At 44.0% G+C, this 19,218-nt stretch carries 22 protein-coding genes; 15 read left to right on the forward strand and 7 right to left on the reverse strand.

Translation table 11 applies throughout. The features are described 5' to 3' along the window. On the forward strand, positions 1–1,239 hold a 1,239-nt coding region (istA, locus tag ACFQZJ_RS17975; RefSeq protein WP_379936333.1), incomplete at its 5' end, for an IS21 family transposase. Positions 1,240–1,262: 23 nt separating this feature from the next. After that, entirely contained in the window at positions 1,263–1,994 is a 732-nt protein-coding gene (gene istB, locus ACFQZJ_RS17980; RefSeq protein WP_379936334.1) for an IS21-like element helper ATPase IstB, read from the forward strand. A 703-nt stretch (positions 1,995–2,697) separates the two neighbouring features. Here the strand turns inward: istB and dsrP are convergent. From dsrP to ACFQZJ_RS18010, 6 genes are all read right to left on the reverse strand, one after another. Continuing rightward, complete coding sequence (dsrP, locus tag ACFQZJ_RS17985) at positions 2,698–3,936, reverse strand: sulfate reduction electron transfer complex DsrMKJOP subunit DsrP (protein WP_379936335.1); 1,239 nt, start codon at positions 3,934–3,936, stop codon at positions 2,698–2,700. A gap of 62 nt (positions 3,937–3,998) precedes the next feature. Beyond that, the gene (locus ACFQZJ_RS17990) at positions 3,999–5,120 is read right to left on the reverse strand and encodes a 4Fe-4S dicluster domain-containing protein (protein ID WP_379936336.1); all 1,122 of its coding nucleotides are present in this window, start codon (positions 5,118–5,120) and stop codon (positions 3,999–4,001) included. Positions 5,121–5,131: 11 nt separating this feature from the next. Continuing rightward, the gene (locus ACFQZJ_RS17995) at positions 5,132–5,764 is read right to left on the reverse strand and encodes a multiheme c-type cytochrome (RefSeq protein WP_379936337.1); all 633 of its coding nucleotides are present in this window, start codon (positions 5,762–5,764) and stop codon (positions 5,132–5,134) included. Next, on the reverse strand, positions 5,754–6,494 hold the full coding sequence (locus ACFQZJ_RS18000) for a cytochrome C (RefSeq protein ID WP_379936338.1): 741 nt from the start codon (positions 6,492–6,494) through the stop codon (positions 5,754–5,756). The genes ACFQZJ_RS17995 and ACFQZJ_RS18000 overlap by 11 nt, the downstream gene beginning before the upstream one ends. Before the next feature lie 2 nt (positions 6,495–6,496). Then, positions 6,497–8,824, reverse strand: a complete 2,328-nt coding sequence (locus tag ACFQZJ_RS18005) for a molybdopterin-dependent oxidoreductase (protein WP_379936340.1) — start codon at positions 8,822–8,824, stop codon at positions 6,497–6,499. 9 nt (positions 8,825–8,833) lie between these two features. Then, entirely contained in the window at positions 8,834–9,070 is a 237-nt protein-coding gene (locus ACFQZJ_RS18010; RefSeq protein WP_379936341.1) for a hypothetical protein, read from the reverse strand. 315 nt (positions 9,071–9,385) lie between these two features. On the opposite strand from ACFQZJ_RS18010, the gene ACFQZJ_RS18015 reads away from it, so the two are divergent. The 6 genes from ACFQZJ_RS18015 to moaA all read left to right on the forward strand — a co-directional run bounded on the left by ACFQZJ_RS18015 (position 9,386) and on the right by moaA (position 14,014). Continuing rightward, positions 9,386–10,567 carry a molybdopterin molybdotransferase MoeA gene (locus ACFQZJ_RS18015; protein ID WP_379936343.1) on the forward strand — a complete coding sequence of 394 codons (1,182 nt, stop codon included), beginning with the start codon at positions 9,386–9,388 and terminating at the stop codon, positions 10,565–10,567. Positions 10,568–10,573: 6 nt separating this feature from the next. Next, on the forward strand, positions 10,574–10,918 hold the full coding sequence (locus tag ACFQZJ_RS18020) for a winged helix-turn-helix domain-containing protein (RefSeq protein ID WP_379936345.1): 345 nt from the start codon (positions 10,574–10,576) through the stop codon (positions 10,916–10,918). A gap of 108 nt (positions 10,919–11,026) precedes the next feature. Further along, entirely contained in the window at positions 11,027–11,260 is a 234-nt protein-coding gene (locus ACFQZJ_RS18025) for a MoaD/ThiS family protein (protein WP_379936346.1), read from the forward strand. Positions 11,261–11,305: 45 nt separating this feature from the next. Then, entirely contained in the window at positions 11,306–11,740 is a 435-nt protein-coding gene (locus ACFQZJ_RS18030) for a molybdenum cofactor biosynthesis protein MoaE (RefSeq protein ID WP_379936347.1), read from the forward strand. 356 nt (positions 11,741–12,096) lie between these two features. Beyond that, positions 12,097–13,008, forward strand: a complete 912-nt coding sequence (gene moaCB, locus ACFQZJ_RS18035; RefSeq protein ID WP_379936503.1) for a bifunctional molybdenum cofactor biosynthesis protein MoaC/MoaB — start codon at positions 12,097–12,099, stop codon at positions 13,006–13,008. A gap of 1 nt (position 13,009) precedes the next feature. After that, a complete protein-coding gene (moaA, locus tag ACFQZJ_RS18040) occupies positions 13,010–14,014 on the forward strand; it encodes a GTP 3',8-cyclase MoaA (protein ID WP_379936504.1) in 1,005 nt (334 codons plus the stop codon). A 19-nt stretch (positions 14,015–14,033) separates the two neighbouring features. Here the strand turns inward: moaA and ACFQZJ_RS18045 are convergent, their stop codons facing one another. Continuing rightward, positions 14,034–14,483: a DUF7738 domain-containing protein gene (locus ACFQZJ_RS18045; RefSeq protein WP_379936348.1), complete on the reverse strand. Its 450-nt coding sequence runs from the start codon at positions 14,481–14,483 to the stop codon at positions 14,034–14,036. Between the two features lie 249 nt (positions 14,484–14,732). Between ACFQZJ_RS18045 and ACFQZJ_RS18050 the strand changes: the two genes are divergently transcribed. The 7 genes from ACFQZJ_RS18050 (at position 14,733) to ACFQZJ_RS18080 (ending at position 19,030) form a co-directional block, all read left to right on the forward strand. Next, positions 14,733–15,167: an RrF2 family transcriptional regulator gene (locus ACFQZJ_RS18050; RefSeq protein WP_379936350.1), complete on the forward strand. Its 435-nt coding sequence runs from the start codon at positions 14,733–14,735 to the stop codon at positions 15,165–15,167. A gap of 66 nt (positions 15,168–15,233) precedes the next feature. Continuing rightward, positions 15,234–15,527 carry a cupin domain-containing protein gene (locus tag ACFQZJ_RS18055; protein ID WP_379936352.1) on the forward strand — a complete coding sequence of 98 codons (294 nt, stop codon included), beginning with the start codon at positions 15,234–15,236 and terminating at the stop codon, positions 15,525–15,527. A gap of 7 nt (positions 15,528–15,534) precedes the next feature. After that, positions 15,535–16,260, forward strand: coding sequence for an iron-sulfur cluster repair di-iron protein (gene ric, locus ACFQZJ_RS18060; RefSeq protein ID WP_379936353.1), 726 nt, complete (start codon positions 15,535–15,537; stop codon positions 16,258–16,260). Between the two features lie 7 nt (positions 16,261–16,267). Next, the gene (locus ACFQZJ_RS18065; RefSeq protein ID WP_379936355.1) at positions 16,268–16,729 is read left to right on the forward strand and encodes a hemerythrin domain-containing protein; all 462 of its coding nucleotides are present in this window, start codon (positions 16,268–16,270) and stop codon (positions 16,727–16,729) included. Positions 16,730–16,742: 13 nt separating this feature from the next. Then, entirely contained in the window at positions 16,743–17,027 is a 285-nt protein-coding gene (locus ACFQZJ_RS18070) for a hypothetical protein (RefSeq protein WP_379936356.1), read from the forward strand. A 91-nt stretch (positions 17,028–17,118) separates the two neighbouring features. Further along, positions 17,119–17,397: a hypothetical protein gene (locus ACFQZJ_RS18075; protein WP_379936357.1), complete on the forward strand. Its 279-nt coding sequence runs from the start codon at positions 17,119–17,121 to the stop codon at positions 17,395–17,397. Between the two features lie 139 nt (positions 17,398–17,536). After that, entirely contained in the window at positions 17,537–19,030 is a 1,494-nt protein-coding gene (locus tag ACFQZJ_RS18080) for an arylsulfatase (RefSeq protein WP_379936359.1), read from the forward strand. Positions 19,031–19,218: the final 188 nt, after the last annotated feature.

Below are 19,218 nucleotides of genomic sequence, written 5' to 3' on the forward strand. Positions count from 1 at the left end.
TGGGAAGAATACTACGCAAAACACCCAGATGGCTTCAAGGTGTCGCAATTCAAATATTGGTACAACGAGTGGACCAAGGAAGTATCGCCGGTAATGCACCTTACCCATAAAGCGGGAGATAAACTGTTTATCGACTATACGGGCAAGAAACTCACCATAGTGGATCGCAGTACGGGCGAACTACAAAATCTGGAGGTGTTTGTTTGCGTACTTGGCAGCAGTCAATACACCTATGTAGAAGCCAGTGCAAGTCAAAAAAAGGAAGACTTTATCCGCAGTGTTGAGAACGCCCTTTGGTATTATGGCGGAGTGCCCGATGCCCTGGTCCCAGACAACCTTAAATCAGCAGTTACCAAGAGTAGTCGTTACGAACCAAAGGTCAACGATACCTTTGCCGACTTTGCCGAGTATTACGAAACAGCGGTACTGCCCACTAGAACGTACAAGCCTAGGGACAAGGCCATCGTCGAGAATGCAGTTCGTATCATATATACAAGGGTATTTGCGCCCTTGCGCCATCAAACCTTCCATAGTATCCCCGATATCAACAAAGCTATTTTAGGACTCTTGGATGCGCACAACAAGATGTCTTTCAGGGGAAGGGAATACTCTCGTCGTTCACTGTTCGAGGAAGTGGAAAGGCAAGAACTCAAGCCTTTACCGTTAAAAAGGTACGAGATCAAATCATACGCCAAAGGAACCGTTCACAAGAACAGCCATATCTATTTCAACAAGGATAAACATTACTATAGTGTACCGTATAAACATATCGGAAAACGAATCAAGATCATCTATTCAGAGAGTCTGGTCGAGATATTCCATAAGCTAGAACGACTGGCGGCGCACCCAAGAGAGCGTAAGAAATATGCCTATACAACCATCAAAGAACATATGCCATCACACCATCGGTTCGTAAGTGAATGGAGTTCGGAGAAGTTCATTGCATGGGCAGGTCATATCGGAGAGAACTGTAAGGGATACATTATCAAAATACTCGACAAGAAACAACATCCCGAACAATCCTATAAATCATGTTTGGGCGTACTGCACTTGACCAAAAAGGTCGGCAATACCCGTTTGGACAATGCCTGTAAAAGAGCGTTGGACTATGGGGCATATAATTATAATATCATCGAGCGCATCCTTAAAAACGGATGGGACTCTCTCGAGGAAGACATCGAACAGGAAATCGATATGCCGAACCATGACAACATAAGGGGCGGTCATTATTACAAATAAACAGAAACTTTAAAACCACGTATATGAATACACAAACATTGGAACAGATGAAACAATTAAGGCTTTATGGTATGATCAGGGCCTTCAATACCAGTCTATCCTCCCAAAGTATCGACTACACCAATGACGAGCTGATAGCCTATCTGATGCAGTCGGAATGGGACGATAGACAGAACCGTAAAATAGAACGGCTGACCAAGGCCGCCCGGTTCAGGTATAGCGCCGTTATGGAGAACATCGATTATGACCCTATGCGGAATATCGATAAAAACCAGATCCACCGTTTTACCACTTGCGACTTTATAAAGCAGAAAGAAAACATATTGATCACGGGAAGCACCGGTGCAGGAAAAAGCTATATGGCTTCTGCTATTGGCCATCAGGCCTGTTCATTGGGCTATAAGGTCATGTACTTCAACACCGTTAAACTCTTTACAATGCTAAAGACCTCGAAGGCGGACGGCTCTTACATAAAGCAAATAAACAAACTCGAAAAACAAGACCTGCTCATACTTGACGACTTTGGGCTTAAAGGCCTCGATAGTATAAACAGGCACTCCTTTATGGAAATCATCGAGGACAGACATGGAAAAAAGTCGACGATAATAGCTTCTCAACTACCTGTTGAAGCATGGCACGAAATCATAGGGGAACAGACCATTGCAGATGCAATTCTAGACAGGTTGGTACACACAGCCCACAGAATGGACGTCAAAGGAGAATCAATGCGAAAAAAACTAAAAAATAAACAGTAAATTTAACCACAATGGAATCGACTTTGAACACTTAGTTTACTATGCTCACTTTCATCCGGCGAAGGTGGTTCACTTTGCCCGGCTCATCCAATAATCCCACCAGAAGCAACTTATTTCTGGAAGAATCCATATAAGGTGTTTCCTGTTTTAGCATTTTTTTTAAGGGCTCCATGGTATTCTCGATATAGCTTAGACTATAAGAATATCCTTAAATATAGAAAAAATCTGATGAAGTTCAACGGTAATCCTTAAAGCTTGTAATGTAGGACTTTTTCCTATAGTTGCTTATCCGATAGTGTTGCGGTATGGATTTACAGATCCTTTTTGCAATAAGGGCAAACTTAAATATCCATCTACATAGTAATTCATGAAATTTCTGATTAACAATGGTTTATGTTTTTTACAGATCTTAGTTAATGTAACCGTAAACTTTATATAGGATAATTATCTGAAATTGAAGAGTTGATCAATGTTAGCTCAATGGTATCTCATCAAAACTAATAATCTTCATATCAAGGGTCGATTATCATATTTCTTATCGGATGTCGGTATATATGTATCGATTGTCATCTTGCTATCTAAAACGTACAAAACGCCACTAATTAATTTCGGAGATAAACGGATATGTTTCTATTACGCTAAAGGGGTAAGCCTATTCTTCGTTGATTATTATAGCTGTAGCGTGTAGAAAGTATAATGTAAGCTATTGTCCCTCCGAAATATTCTTCTGCCCATACCGTAGTCGACCAGTTTCGATACCAATGGCGGTTTTGGCCAAAATTGTAAATACAAAGGCTCCAAGCGCCCATATACCAATGGTAACTCCCACTTCTATACCCGTGGGAAGGTATTCTACAATTTTACCATAGGGTCCGGGAATAAAACCGGGTACAATGAGCCCAAAACCTTTCTCTATCCAAATGGCAACGAATAAAATAAAGCAGCAAAAGTAAAGTACGTTAAGATTGTTTCTAAGCTTACCAAATGTAAGCATCACCGTGGCAAGTACGTTTAAGGGAATAGCCGTCCATATCCAAGGTAATAACGCGTCTTTGCCATGTAGTCCAAAAAACAGGTAATACGCACTTTCGCTGTGATGTGTGGGGGCATAAAATTCTTTAAAAAGCTCTGACACCAACATAATCAAATTAATCTGAGCAGCAACCGTTACGATCATCGCAATTTTTTTGATGGTTTTGTCCTTTATTTTAAATTCCGTGAAATTGCGAATAATAGCCAACACCAATATGATAAGTGCGGGACCTGCCGCAAAGGCGGAGGCTAAAAAACGTGGCCCCAATAAGGCATTGTTCCAAAAAGGACGGGCTTGTAGACCTTGATAAAGGAAAGCAGTGACCAAGTGTATGGCAACTGCCCAAAAAACGGATAGGATAGCGCCCGGTAGGTAAACGCTCTTTTTGGCCTCCTTGTTCTGGTAGTGCCTAAAAAGGATATAAAAGGGTATGCTTATATTTATAAATAGATACCCGTTCAATACAATAACGTCCCATGTAAGCATAGATGCAGGGAAATTGAAGACACCAATGCCAGGAATCATGTGCCAAAGCACAGAGGGGCCGCCCATGTCTGCAACAACAAATGCCAGGCACATGATCAACGCCGCTACTGCGAGCCCCTCTCCAATAAGAACGGCCTGTTTAAAATCGATATCCTTTAACACGTATGTCGGCATTACCAACATAACGGCTGCCGCTGCAACGCCTACCAAAAATGTAAAATTTGAAATATAAAGTCCCCAACTAACGCGATCTGTAAGTCCTGTTGCACTTAAGCCTTCGTCCAATTGGATACTATAGCAATACATGCCTACCAGCATAATAAGGGTTAAGGAGCCCATCCAGATATGATACTTTTTAGACCCCTTGGTAATGGTATCTAAACTATCGACTATTAAACTTTTAAGTACTTTTAATTGCCCCATTATTTAATTTTTTGAATCATGGCAGTATGATTTTTCTTTTTTCTTTCTCCGCGTTTTATGGGTTAATCCATAAAGTACCAGAATTTAGGTTCCGTTCCTAAATCTTCTTTAAGGCGAAACACTTTTTTGTTTTCCAGTACCCATCTAATGGTGCTGTCCGGGTCCAGTAGGTTGCCAAAGATGCGGGCACCTGTTGGACATGCTTCCACGCAGGCCGGATTTTTACCTTTTCTCGTGCGCTGTACGCAGAAGGTACATTTTTCCACCACTCCTTTTTTACGCATTCTGTTGCCCAAGTAGTGCTGGTTCTTATTGATCTCGTTTTCCGGTAATTCTGGTTTGCTCCAGTTAAACCTTCTACCGTCATAAGGGCAGGCCGCCATGCAATAGCGACAGCCTACGCACCAATCGTAATCCACTACGACCAGGCCGTCTTCTTCTTTCCACGTAGCCTGCACGGGACAAACGTCCACACAAGGAGGATTATCGCAATGAAAACATTGGGTGCCCATATAAAAATGGCCTTCCGCGGGTACTTCATGATAGTAATTATCGTCTGCGGTATCGAATTTGAGTCCTTCGCCATCCTTCATTTCATGGATACGGATGTATTGCATTTCCGAATTCCGGTCCTGGTTGTTTTCCTCTGTGCATGCGGTTACGCAATTCATATATCCTTGGCACTGGGAGATGTTAAAGGCATAGCCAAAGAGTACGTTTTCTTCTGCATTTTCGGCTGTCATATTGATATTCTTGCCCGTACGCAGTTCGTATGAACGCATTAGTCGATTTATAGTGCCTTGTTTCTCTTCATCGGTCATGAGCTTATAGTTTCCTTTAAACTGCTCCTCCCAATTTATTTGCGCTTTTTCCTTGCTATTCTCTCCGGCCGTTATGCTACAGGAGGTCGTTACCGCTCCCGCGCCTACAAGTAAGCTGGCAGTCAGTTTTTTAAAGGCCTGTCTCCTGTCCATTTTAACATCAAAGACCTGTTCAAAACCATCTTTGTGTCGCTCTTCTCCTATAGATGCATCGATAGCGGCCTCATAAAACTCATCTGCACTTAGTTCTTTTTTATGATTGTTACATCCACCGGAAGTTTTGCCACAGCCACAAGAGCCTGAAGACTCTTTTTTTCGGTGCGTTCCTAAATCTAAAGAAAACCATTTTTTATTCTCGCTCATACCTAATTTATTTAGTGATCCAAGCCTTCTTGGCGTTCTATGGCTGTTTTTGTATTGAATTGAACCGGTAATTGTTTTTCAAAACCGGGGCTATGCGGATTGTGACAGTTTACACAGGTCATGGAGGCTCTCGGTGGTGCCCATCCTGCAACTTTTTTTCCGTGCGCACCGCCTTTCCAATCCTCGAATTGAGGTGAATGGCACTGAATACATAATTTATGACTCATATTAAAATCTACATTCTTGCCCGTTAGCGTATTGAGATTGTTCATATCATCGCCGTTATGACAGGTAGCACAGTTCATGGTTTCGCCACTAGCATGTTCTAATTTTATGTCCCAATGTGCTTTTTGTATATCGTTGCCCTTCATTTGCGAAACAGGTTTGCTATGGCACTCGATACATGCATAAGACTTGATCTGTCCTTTGCGTTCGGGAATCAAAAAAGTATGTTCGCCTTCGGTAATGGAAATAAGTTCGGTGCCGGACAACAATTCCTCGGAGCTAAGTGTGCCGTGGTAAGGGGTTTGTTTTGCTTCTATTTTATCTGTTACGGAATGATATTCTTCTTCTCCTCCTTTGCAAGAGACCAGGGTCACCGCCAGAAAGAACATCATCGTATATATGGATGTGCTATTTTTCATTAAGTTCATCGAATTGTCTTAGGAACGTACTGGCGTCCATGGTTGTCTGTTCTGCTTTTATGGGTAAATGACATTGTCTGCAATTGATTCGTTCCGGATGCGAAACCCTGATTTCCTTCGGTGCGCTTGGTCCGGCATGACAAGAAATGCAATTTTCGCGCATTTGTAGTTGATGTGGCATCATTGGCGGACTCCCGGGCATGGCATTGTTTACACCTTCTCCCACTTTAGGTGCCGCTATGTTTGCAAAACCGGAAATAGCCGAAGCCGCACTAGCAAGCTCCGTGAAGGTAGAATTGGTGTTCTTGGTCACATGGCATTGGCGACAGTTTATCATCTCCGGATGCGGTGTTACGGGAGCGTAAGCGTTAAATTTTTCCACAAAACCACCGTTTTGATGACATTGGATGCACGTGTTTCCGCCAAAACTCTCTTCTTTGGCAACCGGGTGCGGAATACTTGGCGGAGCTCCTGGGTAGGCCCTATTTTCATAATAGGTTTCTAGCGTGCGCTGATGGGCTTCATCTACCGGCATATTCAAATAGTCCATCCCGCTGGTATCGAACCGGTTAAACGCGCCGCTTTCTCCCGGAATAAAATTACCGGTAGGTGTTTCTATTAGTGGAATATAGGCTTCCTCCCGTCCTTGTTCGTAGCTATAGTTCCAAACGACTATAAAGGCCATGAAGATGATTACAAAAAATGATATGATTCCCAGTCGTTTTTTCATGCTTAAACTTTTTCGACCTTTACGGCACATTTTTTATAATCCGGTTCCTTGGATATAGGGCAAAACGCATCAAGGGTTACATCATTGATAAGCATATTCTCATCAAAGAAGGGGACGAACACCTGACCTTTTGTAGGTAAGCCCCTTTCATTGATCGACGCGGGTAGGGTACATGAACCTCTACGCGATGTTACTTTGATGTTTTCCCCGTTTCTGATGCCCATTGCTTTAGCATCGTCTGGATGAAATTCAATATAGGCATTTGGCATGGCTTGGTGTAGCACAGGGATTCTCCGGGTCATGGACCCCGTATGCCAGTGCTCCACAACACGGCCTGTATTCAACCAAAAGGGGTACTCTTGGTCCGGCTTTTCGGGCGCTTCCTCAAACGGGCGCTGCCAGATTACCGCTCTGCCATCGGGCTTGCCGTAAAAATGAAAGTCTTCGCCGTTATTACAGGCAGGGTCATATTTTGCGTTGAACCGCCATTGGGTAGATTTACCATTTACGTAGGGCCATATAACGCCCGATTCTTTTTTAAGAACATCCAATGGAGCCATCTCGTGTTTGGCACCCTCGTGAAACTGTTTGTATTCGTTGTATATTTCTTCTACGTGGTTTTCCTTACTGTAGGGGAACAGGTCGCCATAGCCCATACGTTTTGCCACTTCAATGAACATCCAGGCATCTGGGGTTGTTTCTCCGGGACCGTCTATCATTTTGTCCCAATGTTGTGTCCTACGTTCGGAATTTCCGTAAAGCCCACTTTTTTCAATATGCCAAGATGCAGGAAGGATCACGTCCGCCACGTCCGAAGTTGGTGTAGGGAAAACGTCCGAAACCACTACAAAGCACGATTTCTTTTGCATCCCCGGACGGTACCTGCTCGTCTTTGGTAACGAAACCAGGGGATTGGTCGCCTGTGTCCATATAAATTTGATATCCCCACGGTCTACCGCACGGAACATTTCAGTGGCGTGATAGGTGGGTTTAGACGGAATGTTCTCCACAGGTACTTTCCATATTTTAGCGGCCAGTTCCCTGTTTTCCTTGTTCATTACTACCCCTTTTGGTAGTTTGTGGGTAAAGGTGCCTACCTCACGGGCGGTACCACAGGCAGAAGGCTGACCGGTTAACGAAAACGGTCCGTTACCGGGTTGCGATATTTTGCCCGTTAATAAGTGAATATTGTAAACCAGATTATTGATCCAGGTACCGCGGGTGTGCTGGTTCATGCCCATACACCAGTATGAAACGACCTTAGTGTTCGGATTTCCATAGATCCAAGCCAGGTATTTTATGTCCTTTACGGATACTTTGGAGTATTTGGAAACTGCCTCGGGACTGTAATCCTCTAAAAATTCCTTGTAGGCTTCAAAATCTATTTTTTCCGGTTTATCGTTAAAGGAAAAATTATCTTCGAGTCCGTACCCTATGTTGGTAAGTCCCTTGCTGAAATTACAATGTTTTTCTACAAAGGATTTATTTACCCATCCGTTTTTTATGATTTCATGGCATATTGCATTTGCCACTGCCAGATCGGTCTGGGGTTCAAATAAAATGGAGCGGTCGGATGCCGTACTCGATCGCGTAGTCCGCGTGGCAAAATCAATGATTTTCGCTCCACGATTGGCCTTTTGCTCTAACATTCTGGAGAAAAGCACGGGATGCATTTCGGCCATATTGTTGCCCCAAGTCACAAAATAATCCGCATAATCAATATCTTCATAACAGCCCATGGGTTCATCCGCACCAAAGGTGGTTAGGAATCCTGTAACCGCGCTGGCCATACAAAGACGCGCGTTACAATCCAGGTTGTTGGTGCCAATGGCTCCCTTCATCAATTTAGAGGCTACGTAGCCTTCCGGAATCGTAGATTGACCGGAGGTATACATGGCTACTGCATCTTTTCCATGGGCGGCAATGGTTTCTTTCATTTTATTGGCAACAATATCCAAGGCTTCAGCTATGGGCGTTTGAACATACTTTCCGTTTTTCTTGACCAAGGCATGGGTAAGCCTGTCCTTGGATTGAATACACATGATTTGATGATAGCCTTTAACGCAGAGCAAACCTTTATTGACTTCGCAGTTAGGATCACCTTTTACGGCAACTGCCTTTCCTTTTTCCGTGCCTACCAGTATGCCGCAACCTACGCCACAAAACCTACAAGGGCCTTTTTTCCAATCTAAATTGGCGTCGGCGGGAATTCCTTTTTCCTGTTCACTGGCAAATACAATGCCCGGAAACATAGATGCCGCTGCGGTCATTGCAGAGAGCATCGCCATCTTTTTTATAAAACTCCTTCTGTTCGTGGTAGATGTGTACATATAACGATTTTAATTTTGAGGTGTGTTGAAACCGGAAACCAGCGCTAATAATTTTAGACTATCCAGTGCTTCGATTTTTTCTTTTAGTAGCTCTTCTTCTTTTTCGTTGGCGGTTTCCGTAACTAGGGCAAGAATATCTTGATTCTCTGCAGGCACAACCTCACACTGACCCAAATTGAGTAGGGCGTTCATTAAATCTTCTTTTTTTCCTGAAATTGCGTGGGCTAAATAGCTTTTTATTGGCATTCCGTGTTGGTTGTTTTAAAGGACGAGACCGTTTTATTTACGTTAACAATAGGTTAACAATTCAACAAAAATGCAGCTAATGCAGCTTAAAAAACATGACAAAAGTCATAAAATCAATAAAAAAACAAGCGCTATATTTGTTTGGAAATAGCGATAGTGTATCTTTAATATTGTAAAAGCATTCTATTTTTTCGATAATTGACCTGGCAATGAAGTCATTTAAATAATGCGCTTTAACGTTAATTAGAGGATTGAACGAAAAACACGGGTGTATTTCAGTGTTTTGCTTATTAAAGAATACCAAGGATAAACATAATGATAGATACAGCCACAGCCTTACAATTGGTATTATCGCATGGCACGTCCAAAGGCAAAACCATGGAGGTAACTTTAAACGATGCCTTGGGTTTTGTGTTATACGATGATGTCATTTCGCCAATGGATATGCCTCCGTTTCGGCAATCGGCCATGGACGGGTATGCCGTGAACGCCAATGGGGCAGATTGGTACCGCTTGGTGGGGGAAGTACAGGCAGGAGCGGCCCATCAACCAAAACTGGCTACGGGAGAGGCTGTTCGTATTTTTACCGGTGCGGCCGTTCCCGATTCTGCAACCGCCGTAATCATGCAAGAAAAAGTGGCCGTAAACGGACAACAATTACGCTTGGAAATACCGTGGGCTCCAGAAATGAATATTAGGCCGCAGGGCGAACAAATAAAGAAGGACGCCGTGGCAATGTCTAACGGAACCTTGATACAAGGAGCCCACATAGGGTTTTTGGCGGGTTTGGGCATTACCAAGGTCAAGGTACGCCAGAAACCGTCCATTGCCATTGTGGTTACCGGAAACGAATTGGTTTCGCCGGGAACGCCTTTGCCTTATGGGAAGATTTACGAGTCCAACGGAGCCATGTTACAGGCCACCCTCAATGAACTGGGGTATAAAAATACCAGCATTGTCCGCATCGCCGATGATTACGAGGACACGAAACGGGTGCTGCAAGAAACGATTTCAACTGTTGATGTCGTAGTGATTACCGGCGGTGTATCCGTTGGGGATTACGATTTTGTAGGGAAGGCACTCCTCGCCATTGGCGTGGAGCAGATTTTCCATAAAGTGAAGCAAAAACCTGGAAAACCTTTGTTTTTTGGGAGAAAAGAAGGGACTTCCATATTCGGATTGCCCGGGAACCCAGGAGCTGCGCTCAATTGTTTTTATATTTATGTCTATCCGCTTTTAAGAAATTTTCAAGGCGCGGAAGCGGTAGAGTTGCCCAGTGTCCAAGTGCCTTTACTGTCCGATTATACGGTTAACGGCGATAGGGCACAATTCCTAAAAGCAAAAATGCATGGGGCAGGGGTGGAGATTTTAGACGGACAAAGTTCTGCGATGGTCAGGGCTTTTGGGTACGCCAATGCCTTGGTCTTTTTGCCTGAGGATAGTACCAAAATCAATAAAGGGGAACTAGTAAAGACCATACTATTGCCACACCAATAAACAGCCATGATAAACGAATATAAAATTAAAAGCAGGATTTGGATCGAGGTAGGAGACAATGTGCTGGTGGGCCAGGGCAGGGTACGATTGTTAAAGGAAATAGAGGCCCAAGGATCCTTGTCCAAGGCGGCAAAATCCATTGGCATGTCCTATAAAAAAGCGTGGACCATGGTAGATGCGGTAAACAGATCGGCCAAGGAGGCGGTGGTGACCACCTCGGTGGGCGGACAAAAAGGGGGCGGAACCGTCATTACCCCCTATGGAAAGGGGCTTATAAGGGCTTTTGACGAGCTCAACAAAAAATGTTGGAACTATTTGGACAAGGAGTTCAAGGCCTTGGAGGGAATTTGAAGGGGCAACCTCCCAAGGAAGGGAACAGGGTTCCTTTGCTTGAAGGTTTGGTAAGGGTAAGGAATGGTGTTTTTTGGGTGGATGAATCATGTATAATCAAGGAACCTTATGGAGATTGAAATCAAATATTTTGGAATGATCGCCGAGGTCACCGGCAAGCCGTCCGAGGTGCTGGAGTTTTCGGCCGGGCCAATATCTAGAGTAAAGGAACATTTGTTTGCCACTTATCCTGAACTGCAACAAAAGAATTTCAGGATCGCCCAGGACCAGGAGCTCGTAGCGGACAACGCTCCGCTCAACGGGCGGGAAATTGCCATTTTACCGCCTTTTGCTGGAGGGTAGTTGAGGTTTTAGAGCACTGGGATTTCAAACCAAAAAAAAATAAGAATGACTTATAAAAACGTATTTAAACAGGGCGCCATCTCGTCGGAATTCATTGCGGAGTCCATCGCCAAGCATCAATCCAAGACCAACATTGGGGCCCACAATATCTTTTTGGGCCAGGTGCGGGCAGATGACATTGATGGGAAAGCGGTCACGGCCATTGAGTACACGGCCTACGAGGACATGGCCAACAAAAAATTCCACGAGATCCGGGAGGCCACCTTTGCCAAGTTCAACCTCACCTGCATGCACATTTACCACAGTCTGGGAGCGGTGAAAACCGGTGAGATCTGTCTGTTTGTCTTTGTATCATCGCCCCGAAGAAAAGAAGTGTTCAAAGCCTTGGAACACGTGGTGGAGGCCATTAAGGCCGATGTACCGGTTTTTGGAAAGGAACTTTTTGAGGACGATTCGCACCAATGGAAGGTGAATACGTGACCGGGGTGGGGCGATTGGCAATTTGCAAGAATCAAGAGGTAGGATTTAGGAGGTAAGACATAAGATGTAGGACGGAAGAATTTTTGAGAAGTACCTAGGGCGTAAGAGGTAAGACAAAAAATAGAGGATGCAAGTAGAAAAGTAAAAAGAGGAAGGTAAAAGTGGGAAGAAGTAAAAAAGTTCCTCCCCTTTTTTCAAGGGGAGGTGGCTTCCGACCTTTTTCGGGAGGAAGACGGAGGGGTAAAACGCAAACCACCGCCCTAAGCACCAAAACCAAGAACAAATCGCTTTTTTACCGCATCCTTAAAAGAAAAACAAAAAACACAGATGCCCCGCAAGGAGCCCACAATGACATTATGGTAGATATAACACATAAAAGCAACACCTTGAGAACGGCCACGGCCCAGGCCATTGTAAAGGTCGGTACGGAGGACACCATTACCGCCATCCGCAACAACACCGTGCCCAAGGGCGATGTCTTTGCCATGAGCAAGGCGGCCGGGTTGTTGGGCGTTAAAAAAACGCCCGAGCTGCTCCCGGATTGCCATCCCTTGCCCATAGAATTTACCGGCATTGATTATGAAGTGGAGGGCTTGGAGATAAAAGTGCTGGTCACCGTGAAGACCATTTACAAAACAGGGGTGGAGGTAGAGGCCATGCACGGCGCAAGCGTTGTGGCGCTGAACATGTACGATATGCTGAAACCCATTGACAAGGGCATTGAAATACACCAGATCAAACTATTGGAGAAAAAAGGGGGAAAGTCCAGTTTTCAAGACAAGTTTCGGCGCGATTTGAAGGCGGTGGTCATTGTCTGTTCCGACTCCATATCCGAAGGAAAAAAAGAAGACAAAGCCGGTAAGGCGATCATGGCCAAGTTGGAAGCTTGCGGTGTTGCCATACAGGATTACATCATTATTCCGGACGAAACGGACGAGATTCAAGAAAAAGCAAAGCACTACCAGGCCGCGGGAGCGGACCTGATCATTTATACCGGGGGCACTGGCCTGTCCCAACGCGATGTAACGCCCGAAGCCTTGAAACCTTTGCTGGATCGGGACATTCCCGGGATAGAGGAAGCCATACGGAAATACGGACAGGACAGAATGCCCTACGCCATGCTGTCCCGGAGTGTGGCGGGCACCCTAAAAAACACCTTGGTCTTGGCCTTGCCGGGTTCCACCAACGGGGCAAGGGAGTCCATGGAGGCCATTTTTCCCTCCGTACTGCATGTGTTTAGAATTTTAAAAGGTGCGCGGCACGACTGATATGACAAAACCCAATACCATATTGACCGATACATTCGGTAGGGAACATACCTATCTGCGTATTTCGCTCACGGAGCGCTGCAACCTGCGCTGCACCTACTGCATGCCCGCGGACGGGATTGCGCTATCGCCAAAATCCCATATCATGACCTACGAGGAAATCTACACCATTGCCAAGGAATTCGTGGAGCACGGCGTAACCAAAATAAGGCTCACGGGCGGGGAGCCACTGGTGCGCAAAGATGTGGGGCGTATTCTGGAGCAATTGGCCTCGCTTCCTGTGGAGCTGGCCATTACCACCAATGGGGTGATCGTGCACAGATTCATCGACCTGTTAAAAAAAATAGGGCTTAAGAAAATAAACGTGAGCCTGGATTCCCTGAACAACGACAAGAACACGGCCATCACCCGTAGGGATTATTTTACCAAGGTTCATGACAACATTCAGTTGTTGGTAAAAGAGGGTTTTGAGGTAAAAGTGAACTGTGTGCTCATCAAAGGCTTTAACGACAATGAGATCGTGGATTTTATAGAACTGACCAAAACCCGGCCCCTGCAGATCAGGTTTATAGAGTTTATGCCCTTTGATGGCAACAAATGGAACCTGGATAAACTGGTCTCCTTGGAAGAAGTGCTCAAAGAGGTCTATGCCCATTATGACGCCCAAAGTTTTATCAGGTTGAAGGATGCCCCCAACGATACCGCCAAGAACTATCAAATAAAGGGTTATGCGGGTTCCTTTGCGGTGATCAGTTCGGTGACCAATCCCTTCTGCGACAGCTGTAACAGAATACGATTGACTGCCAACGGGCAATTGAAAAACTGCCTGTTCTCCACCTCGGAGACCGACTTGCTCACGCCTTTGCGGGAAGGGAAGTCCATTGTGCCCGTCATTCAAAAAGCGGTAGGGTCAAAAAAGAAAATCCGCAGTGGCATGGAGACCTTGGAACAGTTCAAGGACCCGGATTCCCATAATAATAGGAGCATGATCGCCATTGGTGGGTAAGGAAACCATGGCCTTCAATTTAAACACCGGGGTTCCACCCCAGTGCAATGGCCACCTGTTGGTTCTCCTTGATGATCGCGCGGATCATATAGGGCCTGTCCTGGCCCACGTTCTGGATGTTGTTTGCCAGGGGTTTCCCGTCTATGGTCACCTCCCCCATAAAATTCTTCTTGGGTTGGTGGCCCAGGCCGTAGCGGTTGTCTTGCACCAAAAGCAGCATCAACATCTTCTCGGGGTCTGCGCTGGCGCAGTAGATGCCCAGCTCGTCCCAAAGGTACACCTTGTTCTTGGTCTGCTTTATGGGCTCTATGCGGGAGGCCTCGCCCAAGATGTCCCTTAAAAGGGTGTATTGGGCAGGAAATTCAATGGGGGTGCCATTAAGGTGTATGCCCGTGGCGGAACACGCCACCACCGTGCCGTCCCGTTTCTTCTTCCGTTTGTTCACGTCCCTAAAATCGAATAGTCCCATAAGGGGCAAGATATTTCTTTTTCTTGGCTCTTTAAAGAAATTAAATCGAATTTCTATCCATTTTAAACCTATTTCAGATGTGAACAATTGGATTGCAAAAATCGATTTTTTAGTGTGAAATCGAAATGGGATACCTTGATGGATTATACTGGTTTTACAGAAAACAGTACATTCTTTAATTTTTAAATAGGATGTTTTTGTCCTATTTAAAAATAATATTATATTTGTCCCGAATCAATTCCGAAACAGATGTTTTCAAAAGCGTGTGAATACGGTATACGATCTGCCACTTATATTGCCTCGCAATCGCTAGAGGGTAGGAGGGTAAGTCTTAAGGAGATCGCAGCGGAGATAGATTCTCCAGTAGCTTTTACGGCCAAGATTCTACAGATTTTGTCTAAAAACAATATTGTGGATTCTGTAAAGGGTGCTTATGGAGGGTTTGAAATTACAAGAATGGATATAGATACTATTAAACTGAGTCAGATCGTGAATGCCATAGATGGAGATAAAATCTATGCGGGTTGTGGCTTAGGTTTAAAGGAATGTAATACCAGTAAACCATGTCCCGTGCACGACAAATTTGTGGATATACGTAACGATCTAAGACAAATGTTAGAGAATACGACACTGCAGGAAATGACGGAAGGCCTAGAACTTGGTCTTACCTATCTGAAGCGATAAAAAAATTTAACTATAATTAGGATAAAATTATCCGATATAAAAAATGAAACTAAAATAGAGACGAATATGGAAGTACTGACGAAACCGGAATTAACCCATTTGGAAACGGGTAATGCGATGAAAGTGTTGGAAATTGTGGGTAGGGCAGGCATGCGGATGCCGCCTCACCACAGTACAGCGGAAACAGTAATTGTAGTAAAAGAGGGCCTTGCCTTGTTAACCATGCCCGATGGTGATCAATTACTTAGTAAGGGGGATTCGTTTATTATCCCTGCAAAAAAGGAGCATACGTTAAAAATTCAAAAAGATTTTAAAGCCTTGGCCATAATGGCCGTCACATCTGAAATAAATTTTATATAAATAGAATATGGAAAATACATTAGAAAAAACAATAGGAGAAATGGTAGCGCAAGATTATAGAATTGCGCAAGTTTTTAAAAACCATAAAATAGATTTCTGTTGCAAGGGCAATCGTAGTTTAGAAGAAGTTTCCGAGAAATACGGACTGAATATGGATGTGTTACTGGGCGAAATCGATGAAGTACAAAGGCAGACCAACAATGACAATACGGATTTTAAATCTTGGCCCTTGGACCTGCTTGCGGATTATATAGAGAAAAAACACCATAGGTACGTAGAGGAGCGAATTCCCGTGCTTAAGCAATACTTGACCAAACTCTGCAAGGTGCATGGGGAACGCCACCCAGAACTGTACGAGATCAACGAACATTTTAACGCTTCTGCCGGGGAATTGGCGATGCACATGAAGAAGGAGGAATTATTGCTCTTTCCATGGGTACGAAAAATGGTTAATGCACGGCAAAAAAACGAACCTCTTGGGCAACCACACTTTGGTACGGTTAAAAATCCGATTGCCATGATGATGCAGGAACATGATAACGAGGGCGAACGTTTTAGATTGATTGTCGAGCTTACCGATGATTACAACCCTCCTGCCGATGCCTGTAATACGTATCGTGTGGCGTTCTCTTTACTAAAGGAATTCGAAGAAGACCTGCACAGACATATTCATCTTGAAAATAATATCCTGTTTCCAGAAGCAACCATTTTAGAACAAAAGTTAGGGTCTTAAGCTAGGTATGGAACATAAGCCTATAAAAAGGAACAAAGCGTTGCAAGGGATAAGCCGTGAGCATCATCACGGCCTACTCCTTTGTTGGAAAATTAGAATGGGGTTCTCAATGGGCATCGCCGAGGAACGCATAAAAAAATATGTGGATTGGTTCTACGATACGCACCTGGTGCCCCATTTTAAATTGGAAGAAGAACATATTTTTCCCATTTTGGGAAACCATCATGAGCTGGTGTCCAAAGCGCTTGAACAACATCAGAGACTTCACCAGCTTTTTGCTGAAGCACAGGATCTTTCTAAAGTATTATCCCTTATCGAGGAGGAACTACAACAACACATTCGTTTTGAGGAGCGCGTACTTTTCAATAAAATTCAGGAAATAGCCACCAAAGAACAACTTGCAACTATTTTAAGAATACATTCAGAAGAAAAATTCAGGGATAATACCAATGATGAATTCTGGATATAATACTAATGGAATCATGAATTTATACAAGAGTTTATTGGAAGAGTTTAAAAAAGAACAGACCGGGTATTCTGCCATCGCGATTATAGGACAGAGTTGCCTAGGGTCCGCGGCGGTAATGCTGCTGCTCATGGACGAGATGTCCATGGCCATAAAAATGTCCTTGGTATTTTTTGTCACTATTTTTTGCATGGCCTACAATGCAGCGGTCTTGGCGCAACTAAAATCAAAGATGACCTTTAATTTACTGGTGTTAAGCATACTTTTTAGCACTGTTGTTATCATTGTCAATTTGTTTTAAGTTTTGCTTTTACTTGCAACAGCATAGCCTTGTACAAGCTAGAAGCAAGATTTTGAAAAGAGGGGCAATACCAGTGCTCTTTTGAATTAGTATGAACAACTATTTGTTGGTCGATTTTCAATTGGGGCGTGGTATTTGTACCAATTCATCACAGGATGGCTCGGGACCTGTTCAATCCTTTGACCGGATAGCCCTTATCGGTATTAAACGGAAAGTACAGCATAAAGCAGATGTCCGATGTATTCGTCCTAGGTTTCGGTCAAACCCAAAGCATGCATTAGAAAAACTATTTCCGCTCCGAGCTAGGGCAAGCACTATCGCTATGCCGCTTTTTTTTCATTACGGCGGTTCCCCGGCAAAATCGGGTTAAAGGAGGTCTTCCTTGTATCTTGAAGCTTTGTAGTAAAGTTTCAATACAGGATTTGGGTTAAAATCGTTATTTTCATCTTTTTTTGAATATAACCTTAAAGGAGTATATTACGCCCTCTTTTAACGTAAACCAGCGGTATATGAGCGCATTTTATAAAATAACACTACTCTGTCTTTGTATTACCTTCCTTTCTTCATGCAAAAGCGATTCAAAGTCCAAACCTGTTCCCTCGCAGGATTCCGTTTCGGCCCTATCAAAAACTACGAACAAGCCCAATATTATTTATATCCTCGCGGATGATCTGGGCTATGGGGATTTGAGCGTGTACGGACAACAAAAGTTCAACACACCTAATATCGATAAACTGGCACAAAACGGAATGTTATTTAGGCAACACTATTCAGGGAGTACGGTATGTGCCCCTTCCAGATCTGCATTAATGACAGGTATGCACACCGGCCATACCGTTGTTCGGGGGAATAAGGAGGTGCAGCCCGAAGGTCAGCATCCCATACCGGACGCTACATATACCATAGCGGAAGCTTTACAAAAAGAAGGATATACCACCGGGGCATTCGGAAAATGGGGACTTGGTTATCCGGGTTCGGAAGGAGACCCTACCAAGCAAGGTTTCGACACTTTTTTTGGCTATAATTGTCAGCGATTGGGACATAACTACTATCCACGACATTTATGGTCCAACTTAGATTCTATCGTCTTACCGGGAAATCAGGATTTTGGTAAAGAAGTATACGCACCGGAGCTCATTCATGAAAAAACATTGGAGTTCATTGAATCTCATAAAAAAGGCCCATTTTTTCTTTATGTTCCCTCCATTATTCCCCATGCCGAATTGGTCGCCCCAGAGGCGTTCATGAAAAAACACAGGGGCAAGTATCCCCCTGAAAAGGAGTATATAGGGTATGATGAAGGCGAAAACTATCGCTTGGGGCCTTATGAGTCACAAAAAGAGACCCATGCGGCATTTGCAGCCATGGTAGATTTGTTGGACGAGCAGGTAGGCGAGATCGTGGCCAAGGTAACGGAGTTGGGCATTGCCCAAAATACCATTATTATATTCACCTCGGATAACGGCCCTCACGAAGAAGGAGGGGCCGATCCGGAATATTTCAATAGTAACGCCGGTCTTAAGGGGGTTAAAAGGGATTTGTACGAAGGTGGAATTCGTGTACCTATGATAGCGAGTTGGCCGGGAACCATTCCAAAAGCATCGGAAACCGATCATATTTCGGCTTTTTGGGATGTTTTTCCAACCTTCATGGAACTTAGTAAAGGGTTGGTTCCAGAAGGTTTGGACGGAATCAGTTTTTTGCCAACACTCACCGGCAACCCGGAAGGTCAGAAAAATCATGAGTACCTGTATTGGGAATTTCATGAAAGAGGAGGCAGACAGGCCATTCGTAAAGGTGATTTTAAGGCTGTAAAGTATAATGTATTTGAGGGCAATTCAAAAATAGAACTGTACGACCTCTCAAAAGATAGTTCAGAAGCAAATAATATTGCGGATGAGCATCCTACGATCGTTGCCGAAATGGAAGAACTAATGCAAGTGGCAAGAACACCATCCCCTATATTCAGGTTTGGTCAGGAGACGTATTTGGCCAATGAGTAATTAAGGTTTGTTCATTCATATAGGTAAGGCTGAACCGAATTAAAAACAAGGATTTTTGATTTAAGGTTCCTACTCGGCCATAAATGTCCTTATTTATGTATTGCTGAAATCGATTTCTTTAAAATATAAAAACCAGAATATCCAAAGGAATATGACTGCTGATTTAGGATATAGGCCTTATTTATATT

This window comes from Maribacter chungangensis, assembly GCF_042676845.1.
GTDB lineage: Bacteria > Bacteroidota > Bacteroidia > Flavobacteriales > Flavobacteriaceae > Maribacter > Maribacter chungangensis.